Genomic DNA, 16,884 nt, shown 5'->3' with positions numbered 1-16,884 from the left:
TGCGTCGACTTAGCTGTCGACTTTCGATGCCATCGATAGGAATGGTCTGATTTCCAGGCTTTTCCTCGATCCATGCGCATCCACGAAATCACCACGAATAATCGCGCGCTCATCGCATCCAGCCATCTGGACGTCCAAATGTGATCGAGCAAACTTTTTTCGATCATTACACAAGAAACTGTTGACACGCCCCGACGAGCCCCGTTAGGGTCGATGACATGTCGCAACGCAACACCACCGCCAGCATCGCCGAAAGGACCCGCCCTCCAGCGGTTCACGGCTTGCTGCGGCTCCGCGGCAACCTCCTTCTTGCCCTTGTACTCGTACTCCTTATTACCAACGGAGGTGCGGGCTGAGGGCGTGTGTCCAGGTAAAGAAAAACTGACCTGAATACTCCTAAAGAACCCCGCACCCGAACAGGATGCGGGGTTTTTTGTTGCCCTCGGCCCAGCACCGCAACGGAGCCGACATGACCAACGACACCCAGCACAGCAACGACAGCAGCGAGGACGGCGTAGTAGCCGACGACCGCGTGCGCATCTTCGACACCACCCTGCGCGACGGCGAACAGGCGCCCGGCTTCGGCATGGACCGCCGCGCCAAGCTGCGCATGGCGCATGCGCTCGAAGCACTGGGCGTGGACGTGATGGAAGCGGGCTTTCCACAGGCGTCGCCGGACGATTTCGCCGCCGTCGCCGAGATCGCCAGGTCCGTGCGCCACTCCACCGTGTGCGCACTGGCGCGCTGCCAGGCGGCGGATATCGACACCGCCGGCCGCGCACTGGAAGCCGCGCAGCACTCGCGCATCCACGTGTTCCTGTCGACCAGCCCGCTGCATCGCGAGCACAAGCTGGGCATGAGCAAGCAGCAGGTGATCGACACCGCCATCGCCGCCGTCGAGCGCGCGAAGGCCTTGTGCCACGAAGTGGAGTTCTCCGCCGAAGACGCCATGCGCACGGAACCCGATTACCTGGCCGAAGTGTTCAGCGCCGCGATCGCCGCCGGCGCCACCACGGTCAACGCGCCGGACACCGTCGGCTACGTCACTCCCGCCGAAATCGCCGAACGCTTCGCCTACCTGCGCAAGCACGTGAAGGGCGCCGAGCGCGTGGTGTTCTCCTCGCACTGCCACGACGACCTCGGCATGGCGGTGGCCAACAGCCTCGCCGCGGTGAGCGCCGGCGCGCGGCAGATCGAATGCACCATCAACGGCATCGGCGAGCGCGCCGGCAATGCCTCGCTGGAGGAAGTGGTGATGGCGCTGCGCGTGCGCGGCCCCTACTTCGGCGTGGACTCGCGCATCGACGCGCGCCGCCTGGTGCAGACCTCGCGCCTGCTGACCCAGCTGACCGGCCAGGCCGTGCCGCGCAACAAGGCCATCGTCGGCGACAACGCCTTCGCGCACGAATCGGGCATCCACCAGCACGGCATGCTCAAGCACCGCGGCACCTACGAAATCATGCGTCCGCAGGACGTCGGCATGGGCGAAACCAAGCTGGTGCTGGGCAAGCATTCCGGCCGCCACGCGCTGCGTTCGCGCCTGCAGGCGCTGGGCCACAGCCCGGAAGAAGCCGCGATGGACGAGATCTTCGCGCGCTTCAAGACGCTGGCCGACAAGAAGCGCGAGATCCACGACGAAGACCTGGAAGCGCTGGCGCTGGGCCAGGACCCGGACGCCGCCGGCCCTTGGCGCATCGTGCAGCTCAATTCCACCTCGCACCTGGGCGGCAGCGCGTCCGCCTCGGTGCGCCTGGCCCACGACGACGGCCGCGAGGTCGGCGAAGCCGCCATCGGCGACGGCCCGGTCGACGCCGTGCTGCGCGCCATGGAGCGCGCCACCGGCACCGACCTGGAGCTGACCCAGTTCCAGGTGCGCGCCGTCAGCGAAGGCGGCGACGCCCAGGGCCAGGCCCAGCTCACCGCGCGCCACGCCGCGCGCGACTGGCGCGGCAACGGCGTCAGCACCGACATCGTCGAGGCCACCGCCCTGGCCGCGCTTTCCATCGTCAACCGCATCGAGCGGCAGGCCGCCCCGACCGCCGCCGCGCAACCGCAAGTCCAAGGAGCCACCGCATGACCACGCCCTTTCTCTGGCACAACGGCCAGATCAAGCCGTGGACCGAAGCCACGGTCCATGTCAGCACCCACGCGCTGCACTACGGCTCCTCCGTGTTCGAAGGCGAGCGCGTGTACGCCACGCCGCAGGGCCCCGCCTATTTCCGCCTGGCCGACCACACCCGCCGCCTGTTCGAGTCGGCGCGCGTGTACGAGATCGAGATCGGCTACAGCGAGGACGAGATCAACGCCGCCTGCATGGAAGTGATCCGCGCCAACCGCATGGGTTCGGCCTATGTGCGCCCGATCGTGTTCCGCGGCGCCGGCGGCCTGGGCGTGCTGGCCAAGCCCGGCGCGCCGGTGGACGTGGCGATCATGGCGATGGAATGGGGCGCCTATCTCGGCGATGCACGCGAGCACGGCGCCGATGTGTGCGTGTCGTCGTGGCAGCGTCCCGCGCCGAACACCGTGCCGAGCTGGGCCAAGGCCGGCGGCAATTACCTGAGCAGCCAGCTGATCGGCCTGGAAGCGCGCCGCGGCGGCTACGCCGAAGGCATCGCGCTCGGCCACAACGGCCTGCTGAGCGAAGGCGCCGGCGAGAACGTGTTCGTGGTGAAGAACGGCAAGCTGCTCACGCCGCCGACCAGCGCCGGCATCCTGGCCGGCATCACCCGCGACACGGTGATGACGCTGGCGGAAGACCTGGGCATCAAGGTCGAGGAACGCGACCTGCCGCGCGAAGCGCTGTACACCGCCGACGAAGTGTTCATGACCGGCACCGCCGCCGAGATCACCCCCGTGCGCTCGGTCGACCGCAAGCCGGTTGGCACCGGCCGCCCCGGCCCGATCACCCGCGCGCTGCAGGAAGCCTTCTTCGGCCTGTTCGACGGCAAGACGGACGACCGCTGGGGCTGGCTCTCCCCCGTGCACACGCAAGCCACCGAGCAGGTGGCCGCATGAGCGCGCGCACCCTGTTCGAGAAACTGTGGGACGCGCATGTCGTCGCGTCCGAAACCGCCGACACGCCCGCCATCCTGTACATCGACCTGCACCTGGTGCACGAAGTCACCTCGCCGCAGGCCTTCAGCGAACTGCGCGAACGCGGCCTGAAACTGCGCCGTGCCGACCGCACCCTGGCCACACTGGATCACTCCACGCCGACGCTGCCCGCGAACGACAAGGGCGAGCGCCCCTACGCGAACGCGGAAGCCAAAGCCCAGGTTGCGCAGCTGGAAGCGAACTGCCGTGAGTTCGGCGTCGAGCTGCACGGCTGGGACAGCAGCGAGCGCGGCATCGTGCACGTGATCGGTCCGGAGCTGGGCGCCACCCAGCCGGGCATGACCATCGTCTGCGGCGACAGCCACACCTCCACGCACGGTGCGTTCGGCGCGCTGGCCTTCGGCATCGGCACCACCGAAGTCGGCCACGTGATGGCCACGCAGTGCCTGCTGCAGCGCAAGCCGAAGACGCTGGCGATCCACGTCGACGGCCAGCTGCCCAAGGGCGTGGGCGCGAAGGACCTGATCCTGCACATCATCGGCGAGATCGGCGTCGACGGCGGCACCGGCCACGTCATCGAATACCGCGGCGAAGCCGTCGAAGCGCTCTCGATGGACGAGCGCATGACGGTCTGCAACATGTCGATCGAAGCCGGCGCGCGCGCAGGCCTGATCGCGCCGGACGACGTCACCTTCGATTGGCTGAAGGGCCGTCCACGCGTGCCGCAGGGCGAGGCCTGGGACGCGGCCGTCGCCAAGTGGCGCGCGCTGCGCACCGACGCCGGCGCCAGCTACGACCGCGAAGTGCGCATCGACGCCAGCAAGGTCAAGCCCACCGTCACCTACGGCACCCATCCGGGCATGGCCATCGCGATGGACGTGCCGGTGCCCGCCGCACGCACCGCGCAGGAAACCCGCGCGCTGGACTACATGCGGGCGCAGCCGGGCAAGCCGATGCAGGGCACGCCGGTGGACGTCGTCTTCATCGGCAGCTGCACCAACTCGCGCCTGTCCGATCTGCGCGAAGCGGCCGAGATCCTGCGTGGGCGCCGCATCGCCGACGGCGTGCGCATGCTGGTGGTGCCGGGCTCCGAAGCGGTGCGCCGCGACGCCGAGCGCGAAGGCCTGCATCAGGTGTTCACAGCGGCCGGCGCCGAGTGGCGCGTGCCGGGCTGCTCGATGTGCATCGCCATGAACGGCGACCTGGCGCAGCCGGGCCAGCTGGTGGTGAGCACCTCCAACCGCAATTTCGAAGGCCGCCAGGGCAAGGGCGCACGCACCGTGCTGGCCAGCCCCGCCACCGCCGCCGCTTCCGCCCTGGCCGGCTCCATCGCCGACCCGCGCGAATACATCAACGAGGCCGCCGCCGCATGAAACCCGTGACCCGCCTTCATTCCCGCACGGCCGTGCTGGCCGACGAGAACATCGACACCGACCGCATCATCCCGGCGCGCTTCCTCACCACGACCGAGCGCGCGGGCCTGGGCAAGCTGTGCTTCAACGACTGGCGCTACCAGCCGGACGGCAGCGACAACCCGGCCTTCCCGCTCAACCAGCCGCAGGCCAAGGGCTGCGCCATCCTGGTCGCCGGCCGCAACTTCGGTTGCGGTTCCTCGCGCGAACACGCGCCGTGGGCGCTGCTCGACTACGGCATCCAGGCGGTGCTGTGCAGCGAGATCGCCGACATCTTCCGCAACAACGCGCTGAAGAACGGCCTGCTGGCCATCGTGGTGTCCGAAGCCGAGCACCACTGGCTGCTGACCCACCCCGGCACCGAGCTGACCATCGACGTGCAAGGCCAGTACATCGCCCTGCCCGACGGCGGCCGCATCCCGTTCCAGCTCGAGCCCTTCGCCCGCCATTGCCTGCTCAACGGAGTCGACCAGCTCGGCTACCTGCTGCAGCACGCCGACGCCATCGCCCACTACGAACAGCATCTGGAGCAAGCCGCATGAAAGCCCGCATCGTCACCCTGCCCGGCGACGGCGTCGGTCCGGAAGTCACCGCCGCCGCCGTCGCCGTGCTGGAAGCCGTCGCCGCCCATTACGAGCACAGCTTCGAGTACGAGGAACACCTGATCGGCGGCTGCGCCATCGACGCCACCGGCGAGCCGCTGCCGGCGCATGCGCTGGCCGCGTGCCAGTCCGCCGACGCGGTGCTGCTGGGCGCGGTGGGCGGACCGAAGTGGTCCGACCCGTCCGCGCCGGTGCGCCCCGAACAAGGTCTGCTGGCGCTGCGCGCGGCGCTGGGCGTCTATGCCAACCTGCGTCCGCTGCAGGTGCATCCGGCGCTGACCGCACTGTCGCCGCTGAAGGACGACAAGCTGCGCAACGTGGACGTGCTGTTCGTGCGCGAGCTCACGGGCGGCGCCTACTTCGGCGCCAAGACGCGCACCGCCGACACCGCCACCGACGAGTGCAAGTACACCGTGGCCGAAGTCGAGCGCGTGGTGCGCCGCGCCTTCGAGCTGGCGCGCGGCCGCCGCCACAAGGTCACCTCGGTGGACAAGGCCAACGTGCTGGAAACCTCGCGCCTGTGGCGCAGCACGGTGCAGCGCATCGCCGCCGACTATCCGGACGTGAAGCTGGAACACCAGCTGGTCGACTCGATGGCCATGCTGCTGCTGACCCAGCCGGCAAGCTACGACGTGGTGGTCACCGAGAACCTGTTCGGCGACATCCTCACCGACGAAGCCGCCGCGCTGGCCGGTTCGCTGGGCCTGCTGCCCTCGGCCTCGCTGGGCGAAGGCGCGCGCGGCCTGTACGAGCCGATCCACGGTTCCGCGCCGGACATCGCCGGCAAGGGCGTGGCCAATCCGGTCGGCGCGATCCTGTCCACCGCCATGCTGCTGCGCCACTCGCTGGGCCTGGAAGAAGAAGCCGGCGCGGTGGAAGCGGCCGTGGAGCACGTGCTGCAGCACGGCCCGCGCAGCCGCGATATCGGCGGCGACGCCGGCACCGTCGCTATCCGCGAAGCGGTGGTCGCGGCGCTCGACGAACACGTCGCCAACTCGGAAGCCTTTTTCAGCGGAGCGCGCGCGTGCGGCTAACTGCTGCCCGCGCGGCCTCCGTGCCGCCTGCTTCCCCCTGCGCGCGGCGGGATATGAGGGCGTCGCTCACTCCGCCCCGAGTGAACGCCACTCCCCGCGCCCTGTCCCGCGTGCCCCTGCGCGCAGGGGGAGCAACCTGTTGTCATGCCATCCGGAGCTTTTCTTTCCATGCGCAGTGATCTCATCAAGACCGGCGCCGACCGCGCCCCCGCGCGCGCGATGCTGCGCGCCACCGGGCTGGACGACGGCGCCATCGCCAAGCCGCTGGTGGCGGTGGTGCATACCTGGTCCAACGTCAGCCCCTGCAACCTCAACCTGCGCGAACTGGCCGAGCACGTGGCCGAAGGCATCCGCGCCGCCGGCGGCACGCCGGTGGAGTTCAACACCATCGCGGTCACCGACGGCATCGCCATGGGCACGCCCGGCATGCGCGCCTCGCTGATCAGCCGCGAAGTGATCACCGACTCGATCGAGCTGGCCGTCGACGGCCACTGCCTCGACGCGATGGTGGTGCTGTGCGGCTGCGACAAGACCATCCCCGCCGCCGCCATGGCGATGGCGCGCCTGGATATCCCGGCGGTGGCGCTGTACGGCGGCACCATCGCGCACGGCACGCACGACCAGCATCCGATCACCATCCAGCAGGTGTTCGAAGCGGTCGGCGCGCACGGCGCGGGCAAGATCGACGACGCCGAACTGGCCTCGGTCGAGCGCGACGCCTGCCCCGGCGCCGGCGCCTGCGGCGGCCAGTTCACCGCCAACACGATGGCCATGGTGCTGACCACGCTGGGCCTGTCGCCGATGGGCTTCAACGATATTCCCGCCACGCATCCGGCCAAGGCCGCGGCGGCACGCCGCTGCGGCGAGCTGGTGATGGACTGCCTGCGCGAACAGCGTTCGCCGCGCGCGCTGATCAACCGCACCTCGCTGCGCAATGCCGCACGCATGGTCGCCGCCACCGCCGGCTCCACCAATGCGGTGCTGCATCTGCTGGCGATCGCGCGCGAAGCCGGCGCGCCGTGGACTCTGGAAGATTTCGAGCCGGCCTCCGTGCATACGCCGGTGATCGCCGACCTGTTGCCCGGCGGCCGCTACACCGCGGTGGAGATGTTCGGCGCCGGCGGCGCCGCGCGCGTGGCGCAGGAACTGATCGGCGCGGGCATGCTGGAAGATGCCCCCACCGTCACCGGCCGCAGCCTGTTCGAGGAAGCCGCGGCAGCGCCGCGCGCGGCGGAGCAGGACGTGATCCTGCCGGTCGCCCAGCCGCTCAAGCCGCGCGGCGGCTATTCCATCCTCTACGGCAACCTCGCGCCGGAAGGCTGCATCCTGAAACTCGCCGGCAAGGGCGCCACGCATTTCGAGGGCAGCGCCCGCGTGTTCGAAAGCGAGGAGCAGGCCTTCGCCGCCGTGCAGCAGGGCCGCATCGCCAAGGGCGACGTGATCGTGATCCGCAACGAAGGCCCGGCCGGCGGCCCCGGCATGCGCGAAATGCTCGGCGTCACCGCCGCGCTGATCGGCCGCGGCCTGGGCGACGATGTCGCGCTGATCACCGATGGCCGCTTCTCCGGCGCCACCCACGGTTTCATGGTCGGCCACATGGCGCCCGAAGCCGTGCGCGGCGGCCCGATCGCGCTGCTGCGCGACGGTGACCGCATCCGCATCGATGCCGGCCTGCGCGCCATCGAAACCGATGCGGACCTGGCCGAGCGCCGCAAGCACTGGACCGCGCCCGCACCGAAGGTCACCACCGGCGCCCTGGCCAAGTACGCGCGCCTGGTCGGCTCCGCCTCCGACGGCGCGAATACCCATCCCAACACCGCTGTCTCCACCCCCAAACACGTCCAAGTCACCGCTACCGAAGGAGTCACCGCATGAGCAGCACCACTTCCAACCCGACGCTGGCCAACGCCCGCATCGCCGTGCTCGGCTACGGCAGCCAGGGCCGCGCGCACGCCCTCAACCTGCGCGACTCCGGCCTCGACGTCGTGGTCGGCCTGCGCAAGGGCGGCCCCTCGTGGGAGCGCGCCACCGCCGAAGGCTTCAAGGTGGCCGAGCCGGGCGAAGCCGTGCGCGGCGCCGACCTGGTCGCCGTGCTGACCCCCGACATGGTGCAGCCGTCGCTGTACAAGGAATCGATCGAACCGAACATCAAGGCCGGGGCGGCCCTGCTGTTCGCGCACGGCTTCAACGTGCACTTCAAGCAGATCGCCCCGCGCGAGGACATCGACGTGATCCTGGTCGCGCCGAAGGGCCCGGGTGCGCTGGTGCGCCGCGAGTACGAGATCGGCCGCGGCGTGCCCAGCATCTGGGCGATCCACCAGGACGTCACCGGCGAAGCCGAAGCCAAGGCCAAGGCCTACGCCGACGGCATCGGCGGCGGCCGCGCCCTGCTGATCAAGACCGACTTCAAGGAAGAGACCGAGACCGACCTGTTCGGCGAACAGGCCGTGCTGTGCGGCGGCGCCAGCTCGCTGGTGCAGGCCGGCTTCGAGACCCTGGTGGAAGCCGGCTACCAGCCGGAGATCGCCTACTACGAAGTGCTGCACGAGCTGAAGCTGATCGTGGACCTGTTCTACGAAGGCGGCATCGCGCGCATGCTGGAATTCGTCTCCGAGACCGCGCAGTACGGCGACTACGTCAGCGGCCCGCGGGTGATCGACGCCGGCACCAAGGCACGCATGAAGGACGTGCTCACCGACATCCAGGACGGCACCTTCGCGCGCAACTGGATCGCCGAGTACCAGGCCGGCCTGCCCAACTACAAGCGCTTCAAGCAGGCAGACCTGGAGCATCCGATCGAGCAGGTCGGCGCCAAGCTGCGCGCGCGCATGTCCTGGCTGCAGGCCGGCGCCGCCGCGGCGAACAAGCCCGCCGCCGAGCCGCTGAAGAAAACCGGCTGAACCACCCCGCCCCTCGCCACGACGGCGAGGGGTTTTCACTGCCATGAGGATTCGCGACACCATGAACGCCCTGCTGCCGGACATCGCCGACGCCACGCACGCCGACGACGCCACCCATCCCCTCAACGCGCTGCGCATGAGCGGTGCCGAGGTGGTGGTCCAGGTCCTGGCCGACGAGGGCGTGGACGTGCTGTTCGGTTACTCGGGCGGCGCCATCCTGCCGGTGTACGACGCGGTGTTCCGCTACAACGCCACGCATATCGGGCCCAGCGGCGGCGAACCGATGCCGCTGATCGTGCCGGCCAACGAACAGGGCGCGGGCTTCATGGCCGCCGGCTATGCGCGCGCCTCGGGCAAGGTCGGCGTGGCCATCGTCACCTCCGGCCCCGGTGCCACCAATATGGTGACGCCGGTGCGCGACTCGATGTCCGATTCGGTGCCGATGGTGGTGCTGTGCGGCCAGGTGCCGACCACCGCGATCGGCTCCGATGCATTTCAGGAAGCGCCGATCGCCAACATCATGAGCGCCTGCGCCAAGCACGTGTTCCTGGTCACCGACGCCGAAAAGCTCGAAGCCACCTTGCGCACCGCCTTCGAGATCGCACGCAGCGGCCGCCCCGGACCGGTGGTGGTCGACATCCCGAAAGACGTGCAGAACACCTTGCTGCCCTTCCACGGCGAAGGCCTGCTGCCGATGCCCGGCTACCGCGCGCGGCTGCAGCGGCTGGAGCAGTCCGTGCTCGACGACACGCAGTGCGCCGCCTTCTTCGAAGCACTGGCGCAGTCCAAGCGTCCGCTGATCTATGCCGGCGGCGGCACCATCGCCTCCGGTGCTTCCCACGAACTGCGCGCCTTCGTCACCGACTACGGCCTGCCCGTCACCACCACCTTGATGGGCCTGGGCGCCTACGACACCACCGAGCCGCTGGCCCTGCACATGCTGGGCATGCACGGCACGGCGTATGCCAACTATGCGGTGGAGGATTGCGACTTCCTGTTCACCCTGGGCGCGCGCTTCGACGACCGCGTGGCCGGCGTGCCGGACAAGTTCGCGCCGCAGGCGAAGTTCATCGCGCAGATCGACATCGACCCGGCCGAGATCGGCAAGGTCAAGACGGTCGACTGGCACCACACCGGCGACCTCTCGCGCACGCTGGCTCAGCTGCGCACCTGGGGCGAACGCCACGGCTGGCGCGAGAAACTGTCCGAACGCTACGCGCCGTGGCATCGCCACGTGGCGGAACTGAAACACACGCACGCGCTGGACTACGACCGCGCCAGCCCGCTGATCCAGCCCTATGCCGTGATCGAAGAGATCAACCGCCACACCCAGGGCCACGCGGTGATCAGCACCGGCGTCGGCCAGCACCAGATGTGGGCGGCGCAGTATTTCGATTTCCGCGAGCCGCGCCATTGGCTGAGCTCCGGCTCGATGGGCACCATGGGCTTCGGCCTGCCCGCGGCGATCGGCGCGCAGTTCGCGCGGCCCGGCGCGGTGGTGATCGATATCGACGGCGACGCCAGCATCCGCATGAATCTGGGCGAGCTGGAAACCGTCACCACCTACGGCCTGCCGGTGAAGGTCGTCGTGCTCAACAATATCGGCGACGGCATGGTGCGGCAGTGGCAGAAGCTGTTCTTCCGCGGCCGCTTCGCCTCCTCCGACAAGAGCCTGCACCGCAAGGACTTCATCAAGGCCGCGCAGGCCGACGGTTTCGAATGGGCGCGCCGCCTGGAGCGCAAGGAAGAACTGGCCGCCACCATCGCCGACTTCCTTGCCCATCCGGGCCCGGCCTTCCTGGAAGTGATGATCGACCCCGACGCCGGCGTGTATCCGATGGTCGGCCCCGGCGCCACTTACGCACAGATGATCACCGGCGACCACATCGCCTCGCGCCAGTCGGTGCAGGCCGACGGCGCCGCCAGCGATATGTTCTGACGAGACACTCATGAAACACACGCTTTCCATCCTGCTGCAGAACGAAGCCGGCGCCCTGGTGCGCGTGGCCGGGCTGTTTTCCGCGCGCGGCTTCAATATCGATTCGCTCACCGTGGCCGCCACGCAGGACCCGGCCGTCTCGCAGCTCACCCTGGTGATGCACGGCGCCGACGAGGCGGTGGACCAGCTGATCAAGCAGACGCGCAAGCTGGTGGATGTGATCGAAGTCAGCCATCCCGCCGCGGAAGCCTTGCAGTGAACGCGGTGGCCGCACCCCGGCCGCCGGCGGAAGACGCGGACCACGACCTGCTGCGGCGCACGCTGGCCTCGCGCGTCTACGAAGTGGCGCGCGAATCCGCGCTGGAAGCGGCGCCGCTGCTGTCCGAGCGGATCGGCCAGCACGTGCTGCTCAAGCGCGAAGACCAGCAGCCGGTGTTCTCCTTCAAGCTGCGCGGCGCCTACAACAAGATGGTGGGCCTGGATGAGGCACAGCGCGCGCGCGGCGTGATCGCCGCTTCCGCCGGCAATCATGCGCAAGGCGTAGCCCTGGCCGCGGCGAAGCTCGGCCTGCGCGCGGTGATCGTGATGCCGGTGACCGCGCCGCAAGTGAAGATCGATGCGGTGCGCCGCCTCGGCGGCGCCTGGGTCGAGGTAGTGCTGGCCGGCGACTCCTACAGCGACGCACAGGCCGAAGCCGCGCGGCTCGAACAACAGCACGGCTACACCTTCGTGCATCCCTTCGACGACCCCGCCGTGATCGCCGGCCAGGCCACGGTGGGCATGGAGATCCTGCGCCAGCATCCGGGCCCGCTGCATGCCGTGTTCGTGCCGGTGGGCGGCGGTGGCCTGCTGGCCGGCGTGGCGGCGTATATCAAGGCGCTGCGGCCGGAAGTGAAAGTGATCGGTGTGCAGACGGTCGATTCCGACGCCATGGCGCAGTCGCTGGAACAGGGCGAGCGCGTGGCGCTGGACGAAGTCGGCCTGTTCGCCGACGGCACCGCGGTCAAGCGCGTGGGCGCGGAAACCTTCGCGCTGTGCCAGCGCCACGTGGACGCCATGCTGCGCGTCGACACCGACGCCATCTGCGCGGCGATCCGCGACGTGTTCCAGGAAACCCGCTGCGTGCCGGAACCCTCCGGCGCGCTCGCCCTGGCAGGCCTCAAGCAGTACGCCGCCACGCACGATCTGCACGACGCCAACCTGGTCGCCATCGTGTCCGGCGCCAATCTCAACTTCGACCGCCTGCGCTTCGTCGCCGAGCGCGCCGAAGTGGGCGAGCAGCGCGAGGCGGTCTTCGCCGTCACCATTCCGGAAGAACGCGGCAGCTTCCGCCGCTTCTGCGCCACGCTGGGCCAGCGTTCGATCACCGAGTTCAACTACCGCATCGGCGATGCGGCGAACGCGCACATCTTCGTCGGCATCCAGATCCGCCAGCGCGACGAGCGCGAGGCGCTGACCGCCGCCTTCGCCGCCGAAGGCTTCGGCGTGCTCGATCTGACCGACGACGAACTGGCCAAGCTGCACCTGCGCCACATGATCGGCGGCAGCTCGCCGCTGGCGCGCGATGAATTGCTGTACCGCTTCGAATTCCCCGAGCGGCCGGGTGCGCTCACGCGTTTCCTGGGCCATATGCATCCGGACTGGAACATCAGCCTGTTCCACTACCGCAACCACGGCGCGGACTACGGCCGCATCCTGGTCGGCATCCAGGTGCCGGCGGACGAACGCGCGATGTTCCAGCAGTTCCTGGCCCAGCTGGGCTATCCCTGCCGCGACGAGAGCGGCAATCCCGCGTATCAGTTGCTGCTGCGCGACGGGACACGTCCGGCCGCGGCATAAACGCGAGCTTTTCGTCCCCGCACGAGCTAACCGGATACCGGCATGCATGCCGGACACCCGTCTTGGTATCTCCCTGTCGCCCGAGGCGCAGCAAGCCGAGTTCGCCGTCATCTGATATCGGCGAGGCCGCTCCCGCCTCGTCTCGATACGGGGAACTCCCATGCCAAGAACCGATGCTCTTGCGCTTGCGCTGCTGCTCTCGATGGCGCTTGGCGGCACTGCTCGTGGGCAGTCGTCGCCGCTGCAACTACGCGGGGACAACGCGCCGCCCGGACTGTCCGTGCTGGAACGCTCCACCGGCACCAACGCCAAGCTCGACAACGCTCTGCTGCGCATCAAGCGGCAAGCCGCGGCCCTGACCTCCGCCAACCGCTCTGCCACCGTACGGTCAGGCAGCGCGGCACCCTATGTCACGGTCGATGTCGTGGCAAAAGGCGATGTGGCCGCCGTCCGTACGCAGCTGGAAGCCCTGGGCTTCGAAACCGGTGCCGTCTACCGCAACGACATCGGCGGACGCCTGCCCGTTTCGCAGATCGACCGGGCGGCGGCGCTCTCCGGCGTGCTCACCATCAGCGTGCCGGAAAAGCGCACCCGCTCGGGCCTGGTGAGTTCGCAAGGGGACGCCGCGCAGCGCAGCAAGGCGCTGCGCGAAACCAGCCGGATCCACCCGACGACCACACAAGCTTCCACGTTCGTCGCGCTAGACGGCAGCGGCCTGACCATCGGCGTGATTTCCGACAGTTTCGACTGCCAGGCCGGCAAGTCCGAAGACATCGCGAACGGCGACCTGCCCGCTCATGTCTCCGTGCTCAAGGAGTCGAGCGATTGCCTGGGTGCCGGCTCGGACGAGGGCCGCGCCATGGCGCAGATCATCCACGACGTGGCACCGGGTGCGAGCATCGCCTTCTACTCGCCGGACACGCTCGCCGACTTCGCCCAGGGCATCAAGACGCTGGCCCTGCCGATCGGCCAGGTCGACGCCAACGGCCGCCGTGGCGCGGGCGCGCGGATCATCGTCGACGATCTGGGCTTCTTGAACGAGCCGCTCTACCAGACCGGCCTCGCCGGTGCCGCCATCGACGAGGTGGTCCGCACGCATGGCGTCGCGTATTTCACCGCCGGCGGCAACGACGCCAACCGGGGCCGGGCAGCCTACGACAACAACGACGCCAGCTTCGCCAGCGTAGCCGTCCAGCCCGGCGATGGCGGCCCCCGTGCGCCGCTCAACGTCGGCGAGCGCCTGCTCAACTTCGACGCAAGCGGCGGCAGCACCCTGGAGAATCTGCCTATCACCGTCAGCGCACGCTCGACTGCCGTCATCGGCGTGTATTGGGATCAGCCCATGACCTCACCCAATGCCAGCAGCTCGCTCAACCTCTGCCATGGCGACCATCGCGGCAAGCAGATCAGGGCCGGCATGTGCACGGGCCGCTCGGTCATCGGCCAGCCGGCGCAGTTGCGCCTCTATATCTCCAATTCGGGGAAGGCCTATCAGGGCACGTTGCGCCTTGGCCTGGCCGAGGGACCCGCACCGGCGCGGGTGCACCTGATCGTGCTCGCCGGCGGCGCCACCATCGACAGCCACGGTACCGATACCGGCACGCTCTATGGGCATACCTTGTCGGCCAATGCCATGACGCTGGGCGCCGCCGACTATTTCAGCACGCCTTACTGCAACAGCTCACTGCGCACCGCCGCGCTGGAATCGTTTTCCTCCGTCGGCGGCACGCCGCTGCTGTTCGATAATGACGGCGCCGCGCTGGCGCAGGCCGACGTCCCGCGCAAACCGGATTTCGTCGCCCCCGATGGCGTGACCACCACCTTTTTCGGCCAGTTCAGCGCGAATACCGGAGCCCCCATGGCAAACATCGCCGACTGCCGCGCCGATCCGGACTATGCGTCCTACCACTTCTATGGCACCTCCGCCGCAGCCCCGCACGCCGCCATCGCCGCCCTGCTGTGGCAGGCCGAACCCACGGCCACGGCGGCCAACCTCTACGAAGCCATGCAGGCCTCGTCGATCGACATGGCGAGCGGGGGTTTCGACCACCGCTCCGGGCACGGCTTCATCCAGGCCGACCAGGCCCTGGTCCATCTGCGCCAGGCGCTGAAAGACGCCAGCGCCGGGCAACAGACGCCCTGATCCGGCCCCACCTCCCGGTGTTCGCGCGGGAGGTAGGGGGGTGACCCCCTCCTTGCGTTTATCCCTACAGATGACCGGGAAAAGTCCCGGCGGGTTTTGCCGTAGCCGTCTGTCGCCTCCGGGCGCGGGCGGCGCGGCGCCGATTTCCCTCTGGTGCCCCCGGAGGGGAGCGCAAGACGCACGGATGGCGGATTGTGGGCCTCGTCCTCCCCTGAAACGAGGCCAAACCCTGGCAACAGGGGCTACCCCCCTCCCTCGTGCTTGGGCACGGGGGAGGGGTTTTACCCACGCTGGCGCGTTTTCCGAGCGAGGTAGCCTTGAACAATTGCGATACTCTGGCCCTTGGGGGTTTCCGCGTACGGAATCAGGGTATGGGTGGAAGTTCGGCCGACGGCGAACAGCCGGGTCGCCAGGTGGGAAATGCACTGCGTTTCGACAGCTTCGTGCGCGAGCAGCGCCAGTCCCTGCTGGCCTTCCTGCGCCGCCGCGTGTCGTCCGAAGAGGACGCGCAGGACATCGCCCAGGAAAGCCTGGTCCGCCTGATCCGCTATCGCGAACATGCCCCGGAATCCTGGAGTTCGCTGCTGTACCGCATCGCCATCAATGCGCTGAACGACCGCGCCCGCCGCGCGCAGACGCATTACCAGCACGACCACATCAGCCTGGACGAGCACGCGCACGGCCTGGTCTCCAACGACCAGGACCACGAACAGCGCATCGCCAACCAGCAGGAGCTCGCGCGCCTGCAGCAGGCCCTGCTCGGACTCCCCTCGCGCTGCCGCGAGATCTATCTGCTCAATCGCATCGAAGGCATGAGTTACCCCGAAATAGCTAAGCACTGCGGCATCTCGGTCAAGGCCGTGGAAAAAAACATCAGCAAAGCGCTTGCGCTGTTGCGCAAGAAGCTGGGCGACAGGGGGCTGGGCGAATGAACGCCAACGACGCAAGTTCACCGCGCGCCTGTCCCACCAGCGCCGAAGCCTGGCTGGCCCGCCTGCATGCGCCGGACTGCGGCCCCGCCGAACGCGCCGCGTTCGAACACTGGCGCGCGCAGCACCCGGACCATGCGCAGGCCTATGCGCAGGTCGAGCGCCTGCACGCCAACGCGGCCCTGCTCGCCGGCGACCCGCTGCTGCGCGCGGCGAGCCTGGCCGCGCGCCGCCGCACCGCGGCGCGGCGCGACCAGCGGCGCCTGCTGGCGCGGCTGTTGCCTATGGCGGTGGCGGCCTCGGTGCTGCTGGCCTTCGGCGTGTCGTATCTGCTGCGCGGCACGCCGGGCGGCAACGCCGGCTTCTCGCGCCGCTACGCCAGCGCCACCGAGCTGCCGCGCAAGCTCACCCTGGACGACGGCACGCAGATGATCCTGGATGCCGATTCCACCGTGACCACGCACTTCGACGCGCAGCGCCGCCTGGTGACGCTGGAGCGCGGGCGCGCCGAGTTCGCCGTCGCGCACACGGCGGCGCCGTTCGAAGTGCATGCCGGCGGCAACGTGATCCGCGATACCGGCACCGTGTTCCAGGTGAGCAAGGAACGCGACGCCGTGGTGGTGGGCCTGCTCGCCGGCTCGGTGGAAGTGACCCATGGCCAGCAGACCCAGGCGCTGTCGCCTGCGCAGCAGCTGCGCATCGCCGCCGACGGCAGCAGCGCCGTGGTCGGCACGCTGGACACCCAGGCCGCGCAGGCCTGGGGCCAGGGCGAGCTGGTGTTCCGCGAGCGCCGACTGGATTCGCTGCTGGCCGAGATGAACCGCTATTCCGACACCAAGCTGCTGCTGGGCGACCAGCGCCTGGCCGACCTGCGCATCAGCGGCAGCTTCCACGCCGGCGACCAGCAAGCCCTGGTCAAGGCGCTGGATGCCGGCTGGGGCCTGCGCGCGGTGACCACCGGCAACCATGAGCTGACGCTCTATCCCGGACAGCCCTCGAACGCCGGAGGCGCGCGCCGCTGAGTAGCCCGCG

The 16,884-nt window shown here is 69.1% G+C and carries 13 protein-coding genes; all 13 read left to right on the top strand.

From position 1 onward, the window contains the following. The first annotated feature begins 469 nt into the window (after nt 1–469). Nucleotides 470–2,077 (top strand): 2-isopropylmalate synthase, encoded by a 1,608-nt coding sequence (locus KK141_RS13200; protein WP_214570067.1) that lies wholly within the window; start codon nt 470–472, stop codon nt 2,075–2,077. After that, a complete protein-coding gene (locus KK141_RS13195) occupies nt 2,074–3,015 on the top strand; it encodes a branched-chain amino acid transaminase (RefSeq protein WP_214570068.1) in 942 nt (313 codons plus the stop codon). The genes KK141_RS13200 and KK141_RS13195 overlap by 4 nt, the downstream gene beginning before the upstream one ends. Further along, a complete protein-coding gene (gene leuC / locus KK141_RS13190; protein WP_214570069.1) occupies nt 3,012–4,427 on the top strand; it encodes a 3-isopropylmalate dehydratase large subunit in 1,416 nt (471 codons plus the stop codon). The genes KK141_RS13195 and leuC overlap by 4 nt, the downstream gene beginning before the upstream one ends. Continuing rightward, entirely contained in the window at nt 4,424–5,008 is a 585-nt protein-coding gene (leuD, locus tag KK141_RS13185; RefSeq protein ID WP_214570070.1) for a 3-isopropylmalate dehydratase small subunit, read from the top strand. Before leuC ends, leuD begins: the two co-directional genes overlap by 4 nt. After that, nucleotides 5,005–6,102 carry a 3-isopropylmalate dehydrogenase gene (leuB, locus tag KK141_RS13180; RefSeq protein ID WP_214570071.1) on the top strand — a complete coding sequence of 366 codons (1,098 nt, stop codon included), beginning with the start codon at nt 5,005–5,007 and terminating at the stop codon, nt 6,100–6,102. The genes leuD and leuB overlap by 4 nt, the downstream gene beginning before the upstream one ends. A gap of 168 nt (nt 6,103–6,270) precedes the next feature. Continuing rightward, nucleotides 6,271–7,977, top strand: a complete 1,707-nt coding sequence (locus KK141_RS13175; RefSeq protein WP_214570072.1) for a dihydroxy-acid dehydratase — start codon at nt 6,271–6,273, stop codon at nt 7,975–7,977. After that, nucleotides 7,974–9,002 (top strand): ketol-acid reductoisomerase, encoded by a 1,029-nt coding sequence (ilvC, locus tag KK141_RS13170; protein WP_214570073.1) that lies wholly within the window; start codon nt 7,974–7,976, stop codon nt 9,000–9,002. Before KK141_RS13175 ends, ilvC begins: the two co-directional genes overlap by 4 nt. Before the next feature lie 136 nt (nt 9,003–9,138). Beyond that, nucleotides 9,139–10,941, top strand: coding sequence for a biosynthetic-type acetolactate synthase large subunit (gene ilvB, locus KK141_RS13165; RefSeq protein ID WP_214570136.1), 1,803 nt, complete (start codon nt 9,139–9,141; stop codon nt 10,939–10,941). Nucleotides 10,942–10,951: 10 nt separating this feature from the next. Then, a complete protein-coding gene (gene ilvN, locus KK141_RS13160) occupies nt 10,952–11,200 on the top strand; it encodes an acetolactate synthase small subunit (protein WP_026633363.1) in 249 nt (82 codons plus the stop codon). Next, nucleotides 11,197–12,780, top strand: a complete 1,584-nt coding sequence (gene ilvA / locus KK141_RS13155) for a threonine ammonia-lyase, biosynthetic (protein WP_214570074.1) — start codon at nt 11,197–11,199, stop codon at nt 12,778–12,780. Before ilvN ends, ilvA begins: the two co-directional genes overlap by 4 nt. 202 nt (nt 12,781–12,982) lie before the next feature. After that, the gene (locus tag KK141_RS13150) at nt 12,983–14,923 is read left to right on the top strand and encodes a S8 family serine peptidase (protein WP_214570075.1); all 1,941 of its coding nucleotides are present in this window, start codon (nt 12,983–12,985) and stop codon (nt 14,921–14,923) included. A gap of 371 nt (nt 14,924–15,294) precedes the next feature. Further along, a complete protein-coding gene (locus tag KK141_RS13145; protein ID WP_214570076.1) occupies nt 15,295–15,855 on the top strand; it encodes a sigma-70 family RNA polymerase sigma factor in 561 nt (186 codons plus the stop codon). Further along, nucleotides 15,852–16,874 carry a FecR domain-containing protein gene (locus tag KK141_RS13140; protein WP_214570077.1) on the top strand — a complete coding sequence of 341 codons (1,023 nt, stop codon included), beginning with the start codon at nt 15,852–15,854 and terminating at the stop codon, nt 16,872–16,874. Before KK141_RS13145 ends, KK141_RS13140 begins: the two co-directional genes overlap by 4 nt. The last annotated feature ends 10 nt before the right edge of the window (nt 16,875–16,884 follow it).

The sequence above is a fragment of the Dyella sp. LX-66 genome (genome assembly GCF_018599165.1).
GTDB lineage: Bacteria > Pseudomonadota > Gammaproteobacteria > Xanthomonadales > Rhodanobacteraceae > Dyella_D > Dyella_D marensis.
The sequence above is the reverse complement of the archived record's forward strand: the minus strand, read 5'-3'. Positions and strand labels throughout refer to the sequence as shown.

Excerpts from the sequence above, each read along its gene's own strand:
- KK141_RS13200 (WP_214570067.1), top strand. The coding sequence starts at position 470 with ATGACCAACGACACCCAGCACAGCAACGACAGCAGCGAGGACGGCGTA.
- KK141_RS13195 (WP_214570068.1), top strand. The coding sequence starts at position 2,074 with ATGACCACGCCCTTTCTCTGGCACAACGGCCAGATCAAGCCGTGGACC.
- leuC (WP_214570069.1), top strand. The coding sequence starts at position 3,012 with ATGAGCGCGCGCACCCTGTTCGAGAAACTGTGGGACGCGCATGTCGTC.
- leuD (WP_214570070.1), top strand. The coding sequence starts at position 4,424 with ATGAAACCCGTGACCCGCCTTCATTCCCGCACGGCCGTGCTGGCCGAC.
- leuB (WP_214570071.1), top strand. The coding sequence starts at position 5,005 with ATGAAAGCCCGCATCGTCACCCTGCCCGGCGACGGCGTCGGTCCGGAA.
- KK141_RS13175 (WP_214570072.1), top strand. The coding sequence starts at position 6,271 with ATGCGCAGTGATCTCATCAAGACCGGCGCCGACCGCGCCCCCGCGCGC.
- ilvC (WP_214570073.1), top strand. The coding sequence starts at position 7,974 with ATGAGCAGCACCACTTCCAACCCGACGCTGGCCAACGCCCGCATCGCC.
- ilvB (WP_214570136.1), top strand. The coding sequence starts at position 9,139 with ATGAGCGGTGCCGAGGTGGTGGTCCAGGTCCTGGCCGACGAGGGCGTG.
- ilvN (WP_026633363.1), top strand. The coding sequence starts at position 10,952 with ATGAAACACACGCTTTCCATCCTGCTGCAGAACGAAGCCGGCGCCCTG.
- KK141_RS13150 (WP_214570075.1), top strand. The coding sequence starts at position 12,983 with ATGGCGCTTGGCGGCACTGCTCGTGGGCAGTCGTCGCCGCTGCAACTA.
- KK141_RS13145 (WP_214570076.1), top strand. The coding sequence starts at position 15,295 with ATGGGTGGAAGTTCGGCCGACGGCGAACAGCCGGGTCGCCAGGTGGGA.
- KK141_RS13140 (WP_214570077.1), top strand. The coding sequence starts at position 15,852 with ATGAACGCCAACGACGCAAGTTCACCGCGCGCCTGTCCCACCAGCGCC.